Consider the following 18680-nt stretch of genomic DNA (forward strand, 5'->3'; position numbering starts at 1 on the left):
CGAGCGGGGACATCAGGTCTGGCAGTGCGGGCACCAGAACGTGTTGCGCTCGGTGGTCGGCCGGTCGCCGAGCGTGCCGTGGAGCAGCGGCGTGCCGCAGCGCCGGCAGCGCGACCGCTCGCGGTTGTAGACCCAGCGTTCTTCGCCGGTGCGCGCGCTGCCGGTGAAGGAGCGGTCGATCCGTGACTTGTTGAGGTCGAGCATCTGGCGACCGCGTGACAGGACCCGCCGGATGTCGGCGACCTCACCGACCGGACGTGTGGGCAGCAGCCCCATCAGGAACAGCAGCTCGTTGACGTACTCGTTGCCGAGGCCCGCGACATTGCGCTGGTCGAGCAGCGCGAGGTAGACCGGACGGGAGGGGTCGGCAGCCACGCGTCGGGCGGCCTCGTCGAGGTCCCAGTCGGGGCCGAGCAGGTCGGGACCCAGGTGGCCGACAACCGAGTCCTCGTCGCCCCTCGCCAGCACTTCGAGGATGCCCAGGGAGTAGCCCACGGCCTGCCACTCGTCGTTCTCGAGGACTGCGCGCGCAGTGTGACCGGGTCGTCGCCAGGCCGCGCCCAGCCGGTAGACGTGCCACGCGCCTTCCATCTTGAGGTGGGAGTGGATCGTGTGCTCCGGCGTGCGGATCAGCAGGTGCTTGCCCCGGCTGACGACCTCGTCGACCTGCGAGCCACGCAGGTCGACCGTCGCGAAGGCCGGCACACGGAAGTCGGTGCGGGTCAGCTCACGACCAGCCAGAGCCTCGTGCAGGTGGTGGGCGGTGCGCCAGACGGTGTCGCCTTCAGGCATCGATGCGCAGTCCCTTGATCGTGCGCTCGAATCCGGCTTCGAGCAGCGCCTCGCCCAACGGCGTGGAGGCGATGGGATGGCTGTCGGCGGTCTCGATCGTCAGCCGGCTGATGCGCTTGGCCCGGACCGTGGCGATGAGCGAGGCCGCGGCGGCGGCCAGCCGGGCGGGATCGTCGTCGAACACCAGCACCTTGCGACCGCCGCGCTCGAGGTAGACCACCAGCTGCCCGTCGTGGAGGACGACGAGCGATCCGGCCTTGCGGGCCGGGCGGTGCCCGGCGGACTCGTCGTCGTTGCGGCGCTCGGGCCACGGCAGGGCGGCGCCATAGGGGTTGGCCGGATCGGTTGCTGCGAGGGTCACGGCTGCGGCGTCGGTCGGACGGTCGTCGTCGCTGGTGTGCCCGCGCATGCGATCGACCGTGGCGGGCGCCGCGAACTGTGCTGCCCCGAGCGTCTCGATGTAGTAGCCCCGAAGCACCGGTCCGGTCTGCTCGAGCTCGCGCAGCACGCGATAGACGCCGGCGAACCCGCCGGGAGTCTGCTCCGCCATGACCGAGCCGCGGGTCACCACGCCATAGCGCCCCACCAGGGACTCGGTGCGGGCCAGCTGCAGGCTCGTCGGGTCACCGGTGGTCTCGGTCAGGGCGAACCAGCGGCCGCTGACGGTCGGCGGTCCCTGCAACGCCACACGGGGTGAACGGGTGCGTCGGCCATGGATGCGGGCCCGGGGCGCGGGCCGGGTCGTGCGATGCGCGCCGCCGCGACCCACGAGCGTACGGACGGGAGCGAACGTGTCGTTGCTGACCCGGCCGGACCACACGAGATCCCAGAGCGCCTCGGCCAACGCGCCGTGGTCGTCGGTGCCGACGGCATCGGCGAGCTGGCGGAACAGGAACGCGCCCCCGCCGTCGAGGGCCTCGATGATCGTGGCCTGCAAGGAGTCGGGCTCGGGCGGCACTGTGCCCGCGGCCCGCAGCACCAGATCGGACGGATGCAGCTGCACCCACCCGTCGTTGCCGGGGAGCGTGCCGGCGCCTGACCACATCACCTCTCCTGCGGTCGTGAGCTCGTCGAGCATCGCGGGGGAGTAGTCGCGTACGCGAGCGGGCAGCACGAGTGCCTCCCAGGCCGAGGCAGGCAGCGCCAGTCCGGCCAGCTGGTCTATCGCGGTCAGCACTCCGTCGGGTCCGCGCAGGTTGCCGCCGACGCCCTGCCAGGACGGCAGGAATCTGGCATAGGTCAGCGGGTCGACGGGCTCGACCTGGTGACGGGCCGCCGCGAGGGAGCGGGAACGCAGCCTGCGCAGCACGCCGGGCTCGACCCACTCGGTGCCGGTGGCCTGCGGCCGGAACTCGCCCTCGGTCAGCCGGCCGTCGCGCGAGAGACGACGCAGCACCTGGAGGGCGACGGAGCTGCCGAGGCCGAATCGGGCGGCGGCCTCTTCGGTCGTGAACGGTCCGTGGGTGCGGGCGTAGCGGGAGATGAGGTCCGTCAGCGGATCGGCGGTCACCTCGAGGAATGCGTCCGAGATGCCCATCGGCACCACGACTCCGAGCGCGTCGCGCAGCCGGCCGGCGTCCTCGACCACGGCCCAGCGCACCTCGCCGGCGATTGCGACCTCGATGGCCCGTCGTGACTCCTGCAGCTCTGCGAGCCACGTCGCGGCATGGGACGCGATATCGGGCTGGAGCCTCGCCGCGACCTCGTCAGTCGTGAGCGGCCCCAACATCCGGAGCAGGTCGGCGACCCCCTCGACGTCCTTGGCGCGCCGGTCGTCGGTCAAGCGCTGGAGCTCGAGCTCGGTGTGCTCGATGACCGTGGGGTCCAGCAGCTCGCGGAGCTCGGCGCGGCCGAGCAGCTCGGCGAGGAGCGTCGGATCAAGGGTCAGCGCCGACGCACGGCGTTCAGCCAGAGGGGTGTCGCCCTCGTAGAGGAAAGCGGCGACGTAGCCGAACAGCAGGTTCTGCGCGAACGGCGAGGCGCGCTCGGTCGTGACCTCGGCGATCTGGACCTCGCGCGAGGCCAGCCGCCTGGTGAGTGCCGTCAGGGCCGGAAGGTCATAGACGTCCTGAAGGCATTCGCGGGCCGTCTCGAGCAGGATCGGGAACGTCGGGTGGTTGCGGGCGACATCGAGCAGCTGCGCCGAGCGTTGCCGCTGCTGCCACAGGGGCGCGCGAGAGCCGGGGTTGCGGCGTGGCAGGAGCAGGGCGCGGGCGGCGCACTCCCGGAAGCGGGAGGCGAACAACGCCGAGCCGCCGACCTCCTCGGTGACGATCTTGTCGAGGTCGTCGGGGTCGAACACGAACAGATCGGCGCCGGGTGGCTCGAGCTCGGTGTCGGGTATGCGGGCGACGATGCCGTCATCGCTGGCCACGACCGAACCGTCCATGCCGAACCGTTCGAGGATGCGGGCGCCGACGGCGAGGGCCCACGGAGCATGGACCCGGCGGCCGAACGGCGAGTGCAGCACGACCCGCCAGTCACCCAGCTCGTCGCGGAACCGCTCGACGACCAACGTGCGGTCGGACGGCACCTGCCCCGTGGCGTCCTTCTGATCGCGCAGGTATGCCGCGAGGTTGTCCGACGCCTGGCGGCCGAGGCCCAGGGCGGACGTCCGATCGGCGAGCTTGGCGGGGGACAGGTTGGCCGCCTCGCGGACGAAGCCCCCGATCGCCTCGCCGAGCTCGTAGGGCCGCCCGACGGCGTCACCCTTCCAGAACGGCAGGCGTGCGGGCTGGCCGAACGCGGGGGTGACGATGACACGGTCGTGCGTGATCTCCTGGATCCGCCAGCTCGTCGCGCCCAGCGCGAAGACATCGTTGATGCGCGACTCGTAGACCATCTCTTCGTCGAGCTCGCCGACCTTGCGGCCGCCGCCTGAGTCGTCGGTGCCGGCGGCGAGGTTGACCGAGAACATGCCCCGGTCGGGAATCGTGCCGCCGCTCGTGACGGCGAGGCGTTGGGCGCCGGGCCGACCGGTCAGCGTGCCGGCGTCGCGGTCCCACACGAGCCGGGGACGCAGCTCGGCGAACTCGTCGGACGGATAGCGTCCGGCCAACAGGTCGAGCGTCGCGTCGTATGCCGAACGAGGCAGGGTCGCGAACGGGGCGCTGCGGCGTACGGTGTCGAACCACTCCTCGACGTCGATCGGCTCGAGTGCCGTCACGGCGACGGTCTGTTGGGCCAGGATGTCGAGCGGATTGGCCGGTATGTCGAGGCGTTCGATCAGCCCTTGCTGCATGCGCGACGTCGTCACGGCGGCACCGAGGAGGTCCTGACGCGATGTCGGGAACGTCACGCCCTGTGACACCTCGCCGACCTGGTGCCCAGCCCGGCCGACACGCTGCAGCCCGCTCGCGACCGAAGGTGGCGAGGAGACCTGGATGACGAGGTCGACCGCACCCATGTCGATGCCCAGCTCGAGGCTCGACGTCGCAACGACGCAGCGGAGCCGTCCGGTCTTGAGCTCGTCCTCGATCAGGGCGCGCTGCTCCTTGCTGACCGAGCCGTGGTGTGCCCGCGCAAGGATCGTCTCTTCGCCCTGCCCCTGAGCAGGGCGGGTCTGTGCGCTGCCGCCCATGAGCTGCGCCGGGGGACGAGCGGAGCCGGACGGGACGGGCTCACCACCGATGTAGGTCGCATAGGCCTCGTTGAGCCGCGCGGTGAGGCGCTCGGCGACGCCACGCGAGTTGACGAAGATGATCGTCGAGCGGTGCTCGAGGACACGGCGCATGACGGCGTCCTCGACGTGCGGCCAGATGCTGCCGCGTGGTTGGTCATCGTCGTCCAGTGCCCGGGCACCGCTGCCCTCGTCGCGCGGGGGTGCCGGGATGCTGGTCATGTCGTCGACCGGCACCTCGACCTCGAGCGCCAGGCGCGTCGCTGACTCAGGAGCCACGACCGTGACCCGAGCGGAGCCGCCGAGGAACCGCGCGACCTCGTCGTGGGGGCGCACGGTCGCGCTGAGGCCGATGCGGCGCGCCGGCGCAGGTAGGAGCGCGTCGAGCCGTTCGAGCGACAACGCGAGGTGGGCACCTCGCTTGGTGCCGGCCACGGCGTGGATCTCGTCGACGATGACGGTCTCGACCGTCCGCAACGTCTCACGCGCCGCCGAGGTCAGCATCAGGAACAGCGACTCCGGTGTCGTGATCAGGATGTCGGGGGGATGCGTCACGAGCGCTCGGCGATCGCGCTGGGGTGTGTCGCCCGAACGTACGCCGACGCTGACCTCGCGGAACTCGTCGCCGCGTCGCGCCGCGGCCTGGGTGATGCCGACGAGGGGCGAGCGGAGGTTGCGCTCGACGTCGACCGCCAGCGCCTTGAGCGGCGAGATGTAGAGGACGCGGGTGCCCTCGGACTCGCCCGCGTGCATGAGCCGGTCGATCGACGACAGGAAGGCCGCAAGGGTCTTGCCGGACCCGGTCGGAGCGACCACCAGGACATGCTCGTCGCCAGCCACGGCATCCCATGCGCCGAGCTGTGCGGGCGTTGGTGCGTCGAAGGACTCGTCGAACCACTCCTGCGTGGCTGGAGCGAAACTCCTCAGCGTGCCGGTCATTCTCCCATCGTTGCAGCCGCCACCGACATGCGCCCGTGAGTGCATCGTCGGGTGATGCCGGCGGATAGTCTTGACCTTCGTCGAGACGTTCACGCAGGGGGATCCGGAGTGTCGGAGAAGCGGCTCAAGGCCATCGCCGCCATGCTCGGGACGACCCTTCTGGTGGTGATCACCGTTGGCGCGCTCATCGGGTCGTCGTCGGCCGCAGACAATCTGCAGGCCAAGGCCGAGCGGGCTCTCGCCGCAGCGGACCTTGACGGTGTCCACGTGACGTTCCGAGGTCGCGAGGCCGAGCTCAGCGGTGGCACGCCGGACGAACTCGGCAAGGCCGAGCTGCTCGTCGAAGGCGTCGAAGGCGTGCGCTGGGCCGACATCGTGCCGCCGGCCGCCGGCACGCCGACGCCCAGACCTCCCGACACCACACCGACGCTCGACCTCGAACGTACGGGCACCGGCATCATGATCAGCGGCACGGTCCCGGACGCCGACGCGGCGGTGAGCATCAAGGCCGGGGTCGCCGAGGCGTTCGGCGTTCCCGTCACCGGCGACCTCACAATCGACCCGGAAGTGGGCACGACCGGCTGGATCGACCAGCTGCCCGAGGTCTTCGGCGACATCGTCGGCGTCAAGCGCCTCGCGCTGACGATCGACGGATCAGGCACGCTGCACCTTTCGGGTTCGATCGAGAGCCGGGCCGGTGCGGAGGACGTACGCCGGAGGGTCGCCGCAGCCGCGCCCGAGCTCGACGTCGTGAACCGCCTCGACATCCAGCCGGGCGACCTTTCAGAGACGGATGCGACGACTCTCAACTCGTCGACGCTCTACTTCGCGCCCGGCAGCTCGGACCTCGACGCGATCAACACTCGGCTGCTCGACGCCGTGGCGGACGTCTTGCGCCGCAACACGGGGATCGCGGTCGAGGCGGGTGGGTATGCCGGGCCCGACGAGCCCACAGCCGGCGAGGCGCTGGCGACGGCCAGGCTCGGGACCGTCAAGGCCTACCTCGTCCGTTCGGGCGTGAGTGCCGCCCGCGTCAGCACCAGGACGTTCGCCTCCAACAGCCGCTCCGCCGAGCCGAAGCAGTTCCGCCGCGTCGCCTTCGTCGTGAGCGGAGGCTGACATGTCGGGCTACACGATCGGTGAGATCGTCATCTGGCTGGTGGTCGCGGCCGCCCTCGGCTTCGGCCTCGGCTGGATCGCGCGGGAGCTCCTGCTGCGCGCGAGGTCGCGTGCCAACGACGTGTCAGACGTACGACCTCCTGTGCCGGTGGCTGAGCCCGAGGCGCCGGTCGATGAACTGTTGGTGAAGAAGGCGCCGGCCACGCCGGCCAAGAAGGCGCCGGTGAAGAAGGCGCCGGCGAAGAAGGCGCCCGCCAAGAAGGCCACTGCGAAGAAGACCACCGCGAAAAAGACGGCGGCCAAGAAGACCACCGCCAAGAAGGAGCCCGCGAAGAAGGCTCCGGCGAAGAAGGCCACCCCGCCTCAGGCCTCCGACGACACCTGAGCGACTGCCGCGAGGGGTGCGCAGGGTGGCGTGCCGCATGAGGCATGCTGGGCGGCATGAAGTTGCGTCTGCTTGTCGCGGTCACCGCGGCAGCCCTCACCTTGACCGCCTGCTCCTCGTCGGACGGGAAGAAGGAGCCCACGACGCCTGAAGCGTCGAAGGGCACGGCCAAGAAGCTCGTCGAGATCTCACCGCTCACGGGCCTGCCCATGCCCAACGGTCGACCGGCCAACCCGGTGTTCGTCGTCAAGATCGAGAACACCGGCGGCGGTGCCCCGCAGTACGGCCTCAACAAGGCCGACATGGTCATGGAGGAGCTCGTCGAGGGCGGGCTGACGAGACTTGCGGCGTTCTACTACTCACGCCTGCCGTCCAAGGTCGGCCACGTGCGCTCGCTGCGCGACACCGACATCGGCATCGCCGCCCCCGTCGGGGGACAGGTCGTGGCGTCGGGTGGCGCAGCCGGAACCTACCGCCGGGTCGAGCGGGCCGGCATCACGGTGTTCTCCGAGGACGGCGGCGCGCCGGGCTTCAGCAGCGACCCCGCGAAGGTCCGCCCCTACAACCGCCTGATCAACCTCAAGACCGTGGCCAAGAAGGCCAAGACCAGCAAGATCCTGGGGCCCTACCTGCCGTGGACCGCCAGGAAGTCGTCGGCGACGACCCCGGCACCGAGCGGGACCACCCCCGCGGCGCCTCAGCCGAAGAAGGCCACCAAGGCGGCCGTCCGGTTCTCCAACTCGACGGCGACCAGCTGGAAGCTCGCGGGCGGCACGTGGCAGCGCACCAACGGTCACGCTGCATCGGGTCAGGACTTCAAGGCCAACACCCTGATCGTGATGTTCTGCAGGGTCGGCGATGCCGGCTACACCGACCCGGCGGGCAACCCCGTGCCGGAGACCAAGTTCGAGGGCAAGGGTCGCGCGATGGTGTTCCACGGCAACACCGTGACCGAGGTCGAGTGGCTCAAGCCGAGCCTCGAGGAGTCGATCACGTTCTCGACCAAGGCGGGCAAGCCCTTCACGATCGCTCCGGGCCGGGTGTTCTTCGAGCTCGTGCCCAAGGGTGACGGCAGGGTCGCCCTCGGCTGACGCCGGTCAGTCGATCGAGGGCAGCAGGCGGAGGCCGGCGAGGATCGTGCCGATCGCGGCCTGCACGTGCTCGCTCGCCACGTCAGGATCCTCGGCGTCGGCCACGAACTCCGAAGCCGAGCGGATCGCTCCGTAGAACACCGCGCCGAACGCCTCGTTGAGCTCGCCGCCGCCACCCAGGTCGGCCAGCAGGTCGTCGACCGTACGTTGGACGATGCCGAACGACGAGGCGCGCTCGGCCTCGGCCCAACGCTCGTGCCCGAGGGCGACAGGACCCTCCTGCATGCAGATGCGACGGAACTGCGGCTCGCGGCACACCTCGAGGAACTTCTCGAGGCCGATCTGAGCGCGCTCCCATGGGTCCTTGGAGGCGTTGATCGCCTTCTCGACGTCGTTCGTCGTGGCTTCCTGGACTCTGAAGAAGACGCTCTCGAACAGCGCGAGCTTGCTGGGGAAGTGGTGGTAGAGCGCACCCTTGGTGACCCGGGCTGCCGCGACGACCTCGTCGAGCGACGTGCCGGCGTAGCCGTGATCGGTGAACAGGGTTGTCGCACTGTCCAGGAGAGCGCGCTTGGTGCTCGATGAGTAGTCCTGGCGCCGCGTGGTCTTGCGAGCGGTCCGCAGGACGTTCTTCGTCACGCGTGCATGGTGTGGCATGGCGACCATTCTAGGGCCGAAAGACTCTGGTGGGGTGAATCACATACCGGGGGTTTGCCAAGTACGTCGGTATCCAACATACTGAGAGTACGTACCGAGAGTATGGAACTCTCGACCGACGGGAACAGAAAGGAGCACACCATGACCTGGGATGCTTACAACCGTCGCAAGGAAACACTCCGTGACCTGCTCGCGATCGCCGACCGGCGCCGCGACCTGACACTCACCGAACTGCTCGACACGGTCGACGAGGGCCGCAATGCCTTCGCGAACGAGACCGAGCTCCTGTTCGACCTGCAGATGGCCTGGTTCCAGCGCCTCAGTGGACAGCTGGACCGCCTCGTCACCGAGAGCGTCGAAACCCCCGAGATGATGGCCGTCACGGCATGGGTCAACACCGCCGCAGAGATGCCCGGTGCACGCGCCCTGCTCGACGCCCACATCCACGAAACCGCGCTCGCCAAGGCGTTCGCCAAGGAACAGTCGTTCCTGGCCGCGTCCGCCGGCGTGCCGATGAACCACCCGGACGTCGCAACGTACGGTCGCCGCATCATGAACTCCGCCCGTGAGTCCGTGGTCGCCACCGCCCACGCTGCCTAGGAAATATCCGGCCGCAGACCACCCCGCCTGGCACCTCCCTCCCTCCGGTGCCGGGCGGGGTTATTCCTTGCCCGCGCGCCCTGACCCGAGGCCCGTGATCTGCTCGCCGACCTCGACATCGATCGCATCGCGGAACTCCGAGCGGAAGATCCCGAGCGTCACCTGACTCGCGATCGGCAGCAGGCTCTCCACGACGCTGAGCACGCGTGGCCACTCGTCCTCCGGGAGGCCCGCATCGATGAACGGCTGCACCAGCTCCTTGACGACCTCCTGGACGAACGCGTCCGCGATGGTCCGCAGGTGTGACTGCAGGAGGGGGAACAGGGCGATGACGGTCTCCGGTGCGAGCCCGAGCTTGACCGCCGCGGCTCCTGAACGTACGACGGCCGGCTCGATCAGTCGGACCTGGTCGCCGTCGAGCTTCTCGACCAGCCCGAGCCCGACCAGCGACTCGATCAGGGTGTCGTCGCGATGCACGCCGGCCAGCGCCGCCAGGTCGTCGCGCGACATGATCTCGGGCTCGGCGGTGTCGGGCTGGTCGAGGATCGCGATGAGGTCGAGGGTGTGCCCGGCCGCGTGCGGGGCGTTGAGGATCGCCTTCTCGATCGCCGCGAGGGTGAACCCGCGCTCGATCAGCTGACGTACGAGTTGGAGCCGCTGCAGGTGCTCGCGGTTGTAGTAGCCCGTACGCCCTTCGAGTCGTGGCGCCTCGATCAGGCCGCGCCCGGCATACGCGCGAACGTTGCGGACCGTCATCTGGGCCCGCGCAGCGAGCTCGTCGACGGTGTACTCCTCGCCGTCCTGCACGTCACCTGGCATGCACGAATCATAGGTGCACTCGGAGGGACATCTTTTGCGGGCACCGCGTGGCGACAGGGGGCATCATGGATACATGGACACGTTGCGAGGGAGGCTCCTGGTGGCGACGCCGGCCATCGAGTCCGGTCCGTTCATGCGCAGCGTCGTGTTCGTCCTCGATCACGACGCCGACGGCGCTCTCGGCGTGATCCTCAACCGCCCGCTGGATTCGGAGGTCGACGACGTGCTGCCCGACTGGGCCGGCCTCGTCAACGCCCCGGTGTGCCTGTTCGACGGTGGACCCGTCGCGATGGACTCGGCGCTCGCCCTCGGCGTCATCGCCGATGTCGCACCGCCGATCGGCTGGCGCCAGATGGCCGGCCGGGTCGGCCTCGTCGACCTTGAGGGCCCGTTGCCCGGCAACGGTGAGTTCGCCGGCATCCGAGTGTTCGCCGGCTATGCCGGATGGGGTGCCGACCAGCTCGAGGCCGAGCTCGAGGAGGGCGCCTGGCTCGTCGTCGAGGCGTACGACTCGGACCTCATGTCCCCGCAGCCGGAGACGCTGTGGCGCGAGGTGCTGCGCCGCCAGGACAACGACGTCAGGTTCTGGACGACATTCCCCGAAGACCCCTCCGCCAACTGACCCACGTGTCATGAGGACTCGTTAGACTGACGACGTGGCTTTCTTCGGGCGAGGTACTCAGACGGTTGTCGACGAGCGCACCGACATGCGCACCGAAGAGGGTGACCACGAGAAGTTCTCGCACTACGTCCCCAAGGACGAGCTGACCGAGGCGATGATCATGGGTCACCCCGTCATCGCGCTGTGCGGCAAGGTCTGGGTCCCCAGCCGCGATCCCGAGCGTTTCCCGGTGTGCCCCGAGTGCAAGGACATCTGGGAGAGCCTCAACGACGGCGACGAGGGGGACCCCTCGGGTGACGCGTAGCCAGCACCTCCGGGTCTGGCAGCGTGAGGCATTCGAGCTCTATCAGCGCGGGCAACCGCGCGACTTCCTCACGGTCGCCACGCCGGGCGCCGGCAAGACGACCTTTGCCCTGACGATCGCCGCCGACCTGCTCGCCCGCGGCATCGTCGAGCGCGTCGTGATCGTCACGCCCACGGACCACCTCAAGACGCAGTGGGCCCTCGCCGCGTCGGGCATCGGCATCACGCTCGATCCGTCGCTGGCGGGCCAGGGCGTGCTCGGATCGGACTTCCAGGGCTTCGCCGTGACCTACGCGGGTCTCGCCGTGAACCCCAACGCCTACCGAGCCCGCATCGAGCACCGGTCGACGATCGTGATCCTCGACGAGGTGCACCACGCGGCCGACGCGCTGTCGTGGGGCGACGCCGTGCAGGAGGCGTGCGAACCCGCGGTCCGGCGCCTCGCGCTGACCGGCACGCCGTTCCGCTCCGACGACAACCCCATCCCGTTCGTGACGTACGCCCCGCAGGACGACGGCACGATGACGAGCGTCGCGGACTACTCCTACGGCTACGGCCACGCGCTCAAGGACCGGGTCGTCCGGCCCGTGCTGTTCATGGCCTACTCCGGCCAGATGCACTGGCGCACCCGGATGGGCGACGAGGTCGCCGCCCGGCTCGGTGAACCGCTCGACCGCGCCGCGACCGCACAGGCGCTGCGCACCGCGCTCGACCCCAACGGGTCATGGATCCCCGAGGTGCTGACGGCCGCGCACACCCGGCTGATGGAGGTGCGCCGCGACGTCCCCGATGCCGGTGGACTCGTCATCGCGAGCGACCAGGACACCGCACGGGCATACGCCGCAGTGCTCGCCGAGATCACCGGGGCCAAGCCGACCGTCGTGCTGTCGGACGAGTCGACCTCGAGCGCGCGCATCGCGGACTTCTCGGCCAGCATGACGCCGTGGATGGTCGCGGTGCGCATGGTCAGTGAGGGTGTCGACATCCCGCGGCTGTCCGTCGGTGTCTACGCGACGACGACCGCGACGCCGCTCTACTTCGCCCAGGCCGTCGGCCGGTTCGTCCGGGCGCGGCGCAAGGGCGAGACCGCGTCGATCTTCGTACCCAGCGTGCCCCGGTTGCTGGCCCTCGCGGCGGACCTCGAGGCGCAGCGCGACCACGTCATCGGCCGCCCGGTCAAGGACGAGGCCGACCTGTTCGCCGCTGAGGACGAGCTGATGGCCAAGGCCAACGAGGACCAGGGCGCTTCGGACCAGCTGGGGGAGTACCGCGCGCTCGCGAGTGACGCATCGTTCGACCGGCTGGTCTACGACGGCGGCGAGTTCGGCTATGACGCGCTGTCCGACGACGACGGCGAGCTGGACTTCCTCGGCATACCGGGGCTGCTCGACCACGACCAGGTCGCCGAGCTGCTGCGCACGTCGCGAGCCAAGCGCGCCAAGGTCAAGGCCAAGGATGCCGAGGCGCCCGAGGCCGATGTCGCATTCGAGCGGCGCAGCGAGCTCCGTCGCGAGCTGCACGCACTGGTTGGCGCCTGGCACCACCGCACGGGCGCACCGCACGGCGTGACGCACAGCCGGCTCCGGTCGCAGTGCGGTGGGCCGCCGGCGGCGCAGGCCTCGGCGGCGCAACTGCAGGAGCGCATCGACGCGATCCGCGCCTGGGCCCTCAAGGCGTCGGGCTGATGACGTCGACCATGGCCCTGCGCACGCGGGTGTTCGCCAGGCTCCTGAAGGCGTCCGAGAAGGGGATCGAGGACGTTCTCGACCTGCCGGCGCATCGGGCGAGGCGCAAGAAGCTGCAGCGCACGTTTGCCGGCAAGCTCGTCTTCGGCCGGGCCGACAAGGACGCGGCCGTCGAGGAGATCACGGTCGGCAACGGCTCGCGTGCGCTCGTCCACCGGCCGGTCGACGCGATGGCGCCGCTGCCGTGCGTCATCAACCTCCACGGCGGGGGATGGGTCCAGGGCAATCCCGAGCAGTCGCAGTGGATGGCGAGTCGCATCGCCGTGCGCAACCGCGCCGCCGTGATCTCACCGGCGTACGTCCTGGCACCCGAGCACCCGTTCCCGGCCGGTCTGGAGGACTGCTGGGCGACGCTCGAGTGGGTCGTCGCCCACTCCGAGGAGCTGGGCATCGACCCGCACCGCATCGCGGTGATGGGCGACAGCGGGGGTGGCAACCTCGCGGCAGCGCTGGCCCTGCTCGCACGTGATGCAGGCGCCCCCGAGCTCCGCTCACAGGTTCTGATCTATCCCTGCACCGAGATGTACGAACGCTGGCCCTCGGAGGATCGCCATGCCGACGCACCGGTGCTGACGTCAAGCAACATGCGTGCGTTCGCCCGGCTCTACATGGGCGAGCAGTACGGCGACGAGGACTTCCGGGCCTCGCCGATCAGGGCGGCGTCGCACGCCGGACTGCCCAAGGCGTTCATCCTGACCGCCGAGCTGGACCCGCTGCTCGACAACGGGGCGCGCTACCGTGACGCGCTGGTGGCCGCGGGCGTGCCGGTCAGGTACGCCGAGTACGACGGCGCGATCCACGGGTTCATGAGCCTGCCTGGCGTCGTGCCGGCCTCCAAGCGGGCACTCGACGACATCGTCAACTTCCTCGCGCAGACGCTCTGACGGCATTGTGACAGTGGCGCTGTCAAGGTAGCGTCGGTCCATGCGACGGGACCACTGGCAGCGCAAGATCGCCGAGCTCGTTCCGGAGACGCAGTACGAGGAGATCTCGCGGATCGCGTTCTACTACGAGTTCCCGTGGGACTACCAGCAGGCGCTGAGCTTCGCGTTGTTCCGGACGTATGCCGTCCCGTCGATCGGCCGACTGTTGTTCGACACCGGCGAGTTCATCGAACGCACCCAGAAGCGGCACGACGACACCGCCCTCGTGCTGGAGTCGATGCTGGTCGACGGCGTCGAGTCACAGGGTGGCCGCGCAGCCGTACGCCGCATGAACCAGATGCACGGCAGCTACGACATCTCCAACGACGACCTCCGCTATGTCCTCGCGACGTTCGTCGTGGTGCCGCACCGCTGGCTCCGTGACTATGGCTGGCGCAGGACCACCGAGAACGAGATTGCCGCGTCCGTGCGCTACTACCAGCGGCTCGGCGCCTTGATGGGCATCAAGAACATCCCGCACGACCTCGCCGGGTTCGAGGCGCTCATGGATGCGTACGAGGCTCAGCACTTCACGCCAGACCCCAAGACCCGGGCGGTCGCCGATGCGACTCTCGAGCTGCTGGTGTCGTTCTACCCACGCATCCTGGCCAGGCCCGTCGAGGTGTTCAGCCGGGCGCTGATGGACGACGCGTTGCTGGCGGCGTTCGGGTTCGAGAAGCCGTCCCGCCTCACCGTGGCATTGGCTCGTGGGGGCCTGCGGTTGCGCGGCCGCTTCGTACGGTTCATGCCGCCGCGCCACAAGCCCCGCTATGCCAAGGACCTCAAGCGCATCAAGACCTATCCCGGGGGATTCATGGTCGAGCGACTCGGCACGTTCCCGGCGACGATGCCGGAGATGGTCGACGGCTCCGCATAACCTGGACGATCGCGTGACTTCGTGACGTACGTCTCGTTGTGACTCTCAAGTAACTTGGGAGGCTCCATGCGGCCGGTCTCACGCCACCGTCATTTCTGGCCCATCACGATCGCGGTCACCACGATCGCCGTCACGATGGGCACGTTCCCGGCATACGCCTCGTGGACCCAACGGTTCCACGACCAGTCGGCCCCGAGCGCAGCGGCGGCACCGGTCGACGAGTCCAAGCCGCACACCCATAACGACCCGGCGACCAAGAACGCGATCTCGCGGGCCCCGCAGTCGGCCGACACGGCTGACCCGACGACGTTCACCCAGGCCATCGCGCACTCCAGCAGCGTCGTGGCGCAGCGCAGCGAGCCGGATCCGACGCTCGTGCCCACGGCCTCGCCGGCCGCTCGCGCCACCGTGCCACAGGACCGCTACGCCATGGCCGGCGGCTGCTACGCCCTGCAGTCCGCGACCACCGGCAAGTGGGTCGTCCGCGACGGCGGCGGCTACGCGGCGAACGGCACGGCACTGACCGGTGCCCTGCCGTTCCACTTCCAGGCGACCGACCTCGGCACCTACCTGCTCTACGGCCCCGACCAGACGTTCCTCGGCGCGAACCTCCTGCTGAGGCCCAGCCCGCACGCCGGCCCCAGCACGATGGCGGACTGGACCGTGACCAAGTCCGGCTCGACGTTCACCTTCACGCTCCCGGCCAAGAAGCTCTCGCTCGGCACGTCGGCAACAGGCGCGCTCGTCAACGGGGCAGCCGCGCCGTTCAACCTCCGACTGACGACACGCTGTGCGTCCTGGCCTGAGGTCGACGTCAACGTCACCGGCAACCCATTCGGCGGCACGACGTCCTACCAGGAGGTGCGCGGCTACCTGGATGCGCACACGCACGGCATGGCGTTCGAGTTCCTGGGCGGCGACGTGCACTGCGGTCGCCCGTGGCACCCGTACGGCGTGGCGTACGCGCTCAAGGACTGCCCCGACCACGAGCTCACGGGCGGCAGCGGCGCGGTGCTCGAGAACTTCCTCAAGGGCGGCACGATCGAGCCGCACGACACGGTCGGCTGGCCGACGTTCAAGGACTGGCCGGCGCCGGACTCGCTGACGCACGAGGGTACGTACTACAAGTGGCTCGAGCGGTCCTGGCGAGGCGGCCAGCGCATCCTGGTCAACCTGCTGGTGGAGAACAACCAGCTCTGCACGCTCTACCCGCTCAAGCGCAACTCGTGCAACGACATGGACTCGATCCGCCTCCAGGCGGCTGACATGCGCAAGCTCGAGCGCTACGTCGACGCGCAGAGCGGTGGGCCCGGCAAGGGCTGGTACCGCATCGTGACGGACCCGTTCCAGGCGCGCCAGGTCATCAACCAGGGCAAGCTCGCGGTCGTCATGGGCATCGAGACCAGCGTGCCGTTCGGCTGCTCGAGCAAGCTCGGCATAGCGCAGTGCACGGCGGAGTCGATCGACAAGCAGCTCGACGAGGTGCATGCGCTCGGCGTGCGGCAGATGGAGCTCGTCAACAAGTTCGACAACGCGCTGTCGGGCGTCGCCGGAGACACCGGCTCGGCTGCGCCCTTGATCAATGCGGCCAACTTCCTCGAGACCGGGTCGTTCTGGGACATGCGGACGTGCCCGGACGGCAGCGATCCGGAGGTGCATGACAAGGACCAGCTCGCAATGCCGACGGTGGCCCCGGAGCAGGACGCGCTGTTCGGCGCGATCGCGGGGCTCTACCTGCCGATCAAGCTCCCGCTGTATGCCGCTGGTCCGCACTGCAACGCGCGCGGGCTCACGACGCTCGGCGACCACACGATCGAGGAGCTGGCCAAGCGCAAGATGATCTTCGATCCTGATCACATGAGCGTCGCGGCCCGCAAGTCGTCGCTCGACCTGACCGAGAAGCTCGGGTATTCCGGTGTCGTCTCGAGTCACTCGTGGTCGACGCCCGACGCGTACCCGCGGATCTACCGGGCCGGCGGGGTCGTGGCGCCATACGCGGGCGACAGCTCGGGGTTCGTCGAGAAGTGGCAAAAGCACCTGACGTGGGCGGACCCGCGCTACTACTTCGGCTTCGGCTTCGGCGCGGACATCAACGGCCTCGGCGCGCAGGGCAACCCGCGTGGTGCGGACGTGGCCAACAAGGTGACGTATCCCTTCACGGGTCTCGGCGGCATCACGATCGACAAGCAGATCAGCGGCCAGCGCACGTACGACATCAACGTCGACGGTGTCTCGCACTACGGCCTCTACCCGGACTGGATCGAGGATCTCCGCAAGCAGGCCGGACAGGCGATCGTCGATGACATGGCGCGCGGCTCCGAGGCGTACCTCGAGATGTGGGAGCGTGCCGTCGGAGTCACGAACGATGCGTGCCGCGATCCCGAGGTGATCAAGAACGAGAGCGTCATCAAGGGCATCCCGCTCGGCACCGCGGTGCAGGACGTACTCCTCAAGGCCGGCCAGCCGCACACCCGACTGGCGACCAAGTTCAGCTATTGCAGTCGCACCAACGCAGGCACGACCGTCACCCGCACCGTGACGTTCGGCTCATCCGGCAAGGTCGTCAAGATCAGCTGAGAAACCACCTGGTTTCGAGGCTCCGCTTCGCTCCGCACCTCAACCACCGGGGGTTGGGGAAGCATCGGTGGGGGTCGCGCGTTGGCACTGGTGTGAGACTTTCCGTGCTGGACCTTGTCCCCGTTCGCTCCGACCAGTCGACGGGTGACGCGCTCGCCGCCACCGTGTCGCTGGCACAGGTCGCCGATCGGCTCGGCTTCACCCGTTACTGGGTCGCGGAGCACCACAACATGCCAGCGGTCGCCGCGACCTCACCGCCGGTCCTGATTGCGATGCTCGGCGCGCAGACCACGTCGATCAGGCTGGGCTCCGGCGGTGTCATGCTGCCGAACCATGCTCCGCTCGCGGTTGCCGAGCAGTTCGCGCTGCTCGAGGCGGCCAACCCCGGCCGCATCGACCTCGGCATCGGCCGAGCACCTGGCTCCGACCCTGTGACGTCGATGGCGCTGCGCGGCGCTGCCGGGCGCGATGACACCGACATCGAGAACTTCCCGCAGTACCTCGACGACGTCGTCGCGCTGATGGGCGCCGACGGCGTACGCGTCGCGGTGCCGCGGCAGAACTACGTCCTCAAGGCCACACCGGCCGCGTCGACGGAGCCGCGGATGTGGCTGCTCGGATCGTCGATGTACTCGGCGCACCTCGCTGCGGCCAAGGGCCTTCCCTACGTCTTCGCGCACCACTTCTCCGGCCAGGGCACGGCCGAGGCGCTGCAGGTCTACCGCTCAGAGTTCCAGCCCAGCGACCTGACGCCGGAGCCGGTCACATTCCTGACGGTCAACGCCTCCGTGGCGGAGACCGAGCGGGAGGCGGCTGCGTTGATGCTGCCCAACCTGCAGATGATGGCGCGGCTTCGCACGGGTCAGCCGCTCACGGCGCTTGACCTCGTCGAGGACGCCCAGGCGATGGAGCTGCCTCCTCAGGTCGAGGCGATGATCAGCTCCGGGCTGGCGCGAGCTGTCGTCGGCACGCCGGAGCAGGCTGCGGACCAGATCCAGGAGCTGGCCTTCCAGTTCGGCGTCGACGAGGTCATGGTCAATCCCGTCGCGTCAGCCAGGCGCGGCACCGATGCGCGTACGGCACCGGGTCGCGAGCAGACGCTGGAGCTGCTGGCGAAAGAGCTGCTCTAGAGCTCGATGTACATGACGTGCAGCCCGACGCGACCCTGCGTCGGGTGGTCGAACGCTCCCGGGACCGTGCCGACGACGACGAAGCCGTGGCGCTCGTAGAGGTCGACGGCTGAGCTGTTGGAAGCCGCGACGGCGTTGAACTGCATGCCGCCGTAGCCGCGACCTCGAGCCCAGTCGAGCGCGTCACGAACCAGCGCGCCGCCGATGCCGCGGCCCCGCGCCTCGGCGGCGACCATGAAGCTGGCCGTCGCTACATGTGCCCCAGGACCCGGCCGGTTGGTGTTCATGTGCGCCGTGCCGAGGATCGTGTCGGCCTCAAGCGCGACGACCGTGCGGCCCGGAGAACGCTGGACCCAGACGTCGTGCGCCTGCTCGACTGTCATCTCGGGGTCGTAGGTGAAGGTGTCGCCCGCACGTACGACCTCGCGAACGATCGGCCACACCTGTGACCAGTCGTCGTCCTCGAAGTCTCGGATCTGCAC

16 protein-coding genes are annotated in these 18680 nt (G+C 69.3%); 11 read left to right on the forward strand and 5 right to left on the reverse strand.

What is annotated here, in order from left to right; all coding sequences use genetic code 11:
• Positions 1-12: 12 nt before the first annotated feature.
• Both AC1DVU_RS08330 and AC1DVU_RS08335 read right to left on the reverse strand, forming a co-directional pair.
• The gene (locus tag AC1DVU_RS08330; protein ID WP_476921971.1) at positions 13-792 is read right to left on the reverse strand and encodes a DNA-formamidopyrimidine glycosylase family protein; all 780 of its coding nucleotides are present in this window, start codon (positions 790-792) and stop codon (positions 13-15) included.
• Positions 785-5350, reverse strand: a complete 4566-nt coding sequence (locus AC1DVU_RS08335; protein WP_476921972.1) for an ATP-dependent helicase — start codon at positions 5348-5350, stop codon at positions 785-787. Before AC1DVU_RS08335 ends, AC1DVU_RS08330 begins: the two co-directional genes overlap by 8 nt.
• 108 nt (positions 5351-5458) lie before the next feature.
• Between AC1DVU_RS08335 and AC1DVU_RS08340 the strand changes: the two genes are divergently transcribed.
• The 3 genes from AC1DVU_RS08340 to AC1DVU_RS08350 are packed head-to-tail and all read left to right on the forward strand — an operon-like array spanning position 5459 to position 7945.
• The gene (locus AC1DVU_RS08340) at positions 5459-6469 is read left to right on the forward strand and encodes an OmpA family protein (RefSeq protein ID WP_476921973.1); all 1011 of its coding nucleotides are present in this window, start codon (positions 5459-5461) and stop codon (positions 6467-6469) included.
• A 1-nt stretch (position 6470) separates the two neighbouring features.
• Positions 6471-6854 (forward strand): hypothetical protein, encoded by a 384-nt coding sequence (locus tag AC1DVU_RS08345; RefSeq protein ID WP_476921974.1) that lies wholly within the window; start codon positions 6471-6473, stop codon positions 6852-6854.
• A 56-nt stretch (positions 6855-6910) separates the two neighbouring features.
• Positions 6911-7945: a DUF3048 domain-containing protein gene (locus AC1DVU_RS08350; RefSeq protein ID WP_476921975.1), complete on the forward strand. Its 1035-nt coding sequence runs from the start codon at positions 6911-6913 to the stop codon at positions 7943-7945.
• A gap of 6 nt (positions 7946-7951) precedes the next feature.
• Here AC1DVU_RS08350 and AC1DVU_RS08355 read toward each other — a convergent pair whose 3' ends face one another.
• On the reverse strand, positions 7952-8584 hold the full coding sequence (locus AC1DVU_RS08355; RefSeq protein WP_476921976.1) for a TetR/AcrR family transcriptional regulator: 633 nt from the start codon (positions 8582-8584) through the stop codon (positions 7952-7954).
• A gap of 159 nt (positions 8585-8743) precedes the next feature.
• Here AC1DVU_RS08355 and AC1DVU_RS08360 point away from each other — a divergent pair, with 159 nt between their 5' ends.
• Positions 8744-9202: a hypothetical protein gene (locus tag AC1DVU_RS08360; protein ID WP_476921977.1), complete on the forward strand. Its 459-nt coding sequence runs from the start codon at positions 8744-8746 to the stop codon at positions 9200-9202.
• Between the two features lie 60 nt (positions 9203-9262).
• Here AC1DVU_RS08360 and AC1DVU_RS08365 read toward each other — a convergent pair whose 3' ends face one another.
• Positions 9263-10021 carry a MerR family transcriptional regulator gene (locus AC1DVU_RS08365; protein ID WP_476921978.1) on the reverse strand — a complete coding sequence of 253 codons (759 nt, stop codon included), beginning with the start codon at positions 10019-10021 and terminating at the stop codon, positions 9263-9265.
• A 73-nt stretch (positions 10022-10094) separates the two neighbouring features.
• On the opposite strand from AC1DVU_RS08365, the gene AC1DVU_RS08370 reads away from it, so the two are divergent.
• The 7 genes from AC1DVU_RS08370 (at position 10095) to AC1DVU_RS08400 (ending at position 18198) form a co-directional block, all read left to right on the forward strand.
• Entirely contained in the window at positions 10095-10643 is a 549-nt protein-coding gene (locus tag AC1DVU_RS08370; RefSeq protein ID WP_476921979.1) for a YqgE/AlgH family protein, read from the forward strand.
• A gap of 34 nt (positions 10644-10677) precedes the next feature.
• Positions 10678-10947 carry a DUF3039 domain-containing protein gene (locus AC1DVU_RS08375; RefSeq protein ID WP_476921980.1) on the forward strand — a complete coding sequence of 90 codons (270 nt, stop codon included), beginning with the start codon at positions 10678-10680 and terminating at the stop codon, positions 10945-10947.
• Entirely contained in the window at positions 10937-12631 is a 1695-nt protein-coding gene (locus AC1DVU_RS08380; RefSeq protein ID WP_476921981.1) for a DEAD/DEAH box helicase, read from the forward strand. Before AC1DVU_RS08375 ends, AC1DVU_RS08380 begins: the two co-directional genes overlap by 11 nt.
• Positions 12631-13575: an alpha/beta hydrolase gene (locus AC1DVU_RS08385; RefSeq protein WP_476921982.1), complete on the forward strand. Its 945-nt coding sequence runs from the start codon at positions 12631-12633 to the stop codon at positions 13573-13575. The genes AC1DVU_RS08380 and AC1DVU_RS08385 overlap by 1 nt, the downstream gene beginning before the upstream one ends.
• A 40-nt stretch (positions 13576-13615) precedes the next feature.
• Positions 13616-14491, forward strand: a complete 876-nt coding sequence (locus AC1DVU_RS08390; RefSeq protein WP_476921983.1) for an oxygenase MpaB family protein — start codon at positions 13616-13618, stop codon at positions 14489-14491.
• Between the two features lie 66 nt (positions 14492-14557).
• The gene (locus AC1DVU_RS08395) at positions 14558-17068 is read left to right on the forward strand and encodes a hypothetical protein (RefSeq protein WP_476921984.1); all 2511 of its coding nucleotides are present in this window, start codon (positions 14558-14560) and stop codon (positions 17066-17068) included.
• Between the two features lie 104 nt (positions 17069-17172).
• Positions 17173-18198: an LLM class flavin-dependent oxidoreductase gene (locus tag AC1DVU_RS08400; protein WP_476921985.1), complete on the forward strand. Its 1026-nt coding sequence runs from the start codon at positions 17173-17175 to the stop codon at positions 18196-18198.
• Here the strand turns inward: AC1DVU_RS08400 and AC1DVU_RS08405 are convergent.
• Entirely contained in the window at positions 18195-18680 is a 486-nt protein-coding gene (locus tag AC1DVU_RS08405; RefSeq protein ID WP_476921986.1) for an N-acetyltransferase family protein, read from the reverse strand. The genes AC1DVU_RS08400 and AC1DVU_RS08405 overlap by 4 nt on opposite strands.

Source organism: Aeromicrobium sp. P2_G6 (assembly GCF_056403535.1).

What these genes read in the sequence shown, in the direction of transcription:
- AC1DVU_RS08330 (WP_476921971.1), bottom strand. Translation starts at nt 792, where the DNA reads ATGCCTGAAGGCGACACCGTCTGGCGCACCGCCCACCACCTGCACGAG.
- AC1DVU_RS08335 (WP_476921972.1), bottom strand. Translation starts at nt 5,350, where the DNA reads ATGACCGGCACGCTGAGGAGTTTCGCTCCAGCCACGCAGGAGTGGTTC.
- AC1DVU_RS08345 (WP_476921974.1), top strand. Translation starts at nt 6,471, where the DNA reads ATGTCGGGCTACACGATCGGTGAGATCGTCATCTGGCTGGTGGTCGCG.
- AC1DVU_RS08350 (WP_476921975.1), top strand. Translation starts at nt 6,911, where the DNA reads ATGAAGTTGCGTCTGCTTGTCGCGGTCACCGCGGCAGCCCTCACCTTG.
- AC1DVU_RS08360 (WP_476921977.1), top strand. Translation starts at nt 8,744, where the DNA reads ATGACCTGGGATGCTTACAACCGTCGCAAGGAAACACTCCGTGACCTG.
- AC1DVU_RS08365 (WP_476921978.1), bottom strand. Translation starts at nt 10,021, where the DNA reads ATGCCAGGTGACGTGCAGGACGGCGAGGAGTACACCGTCGACGAGCTC.
- AC1DVU_RS08370 (WP_476921979.1), top strand. Translation starts at nt 10,095, where the DNA reads ATGGACACGTTGCGAGGGAGGCTCCTGGTGGCGACGCCGGCCATCGAG.
- AC1DVU_RS08385 (WP_476921982.1), top strand. Translation starts at nt 12,631, where the DNA reads ATGACGTCGACCATGGCCCTGCGCACGCGGGTGTTCGCCAGGCTCCTG.
- AC1DVU_RS08390 (WP_476921983.1), top strand. Translation starts at nt 13,616, where the DNA reads ATGCGACGGGACCACTGGCAGCGCAAGATCGCCGAGCTCGTTCCGGAG.
- AC1DVU_RS08395 (WP_476921984.1), top strand. Translation starts at nt 14,558, where the DNA reads ATGCGGCCGGTCTCACGCCACCGTCATTTCTGGCCCATCACGATCGCG.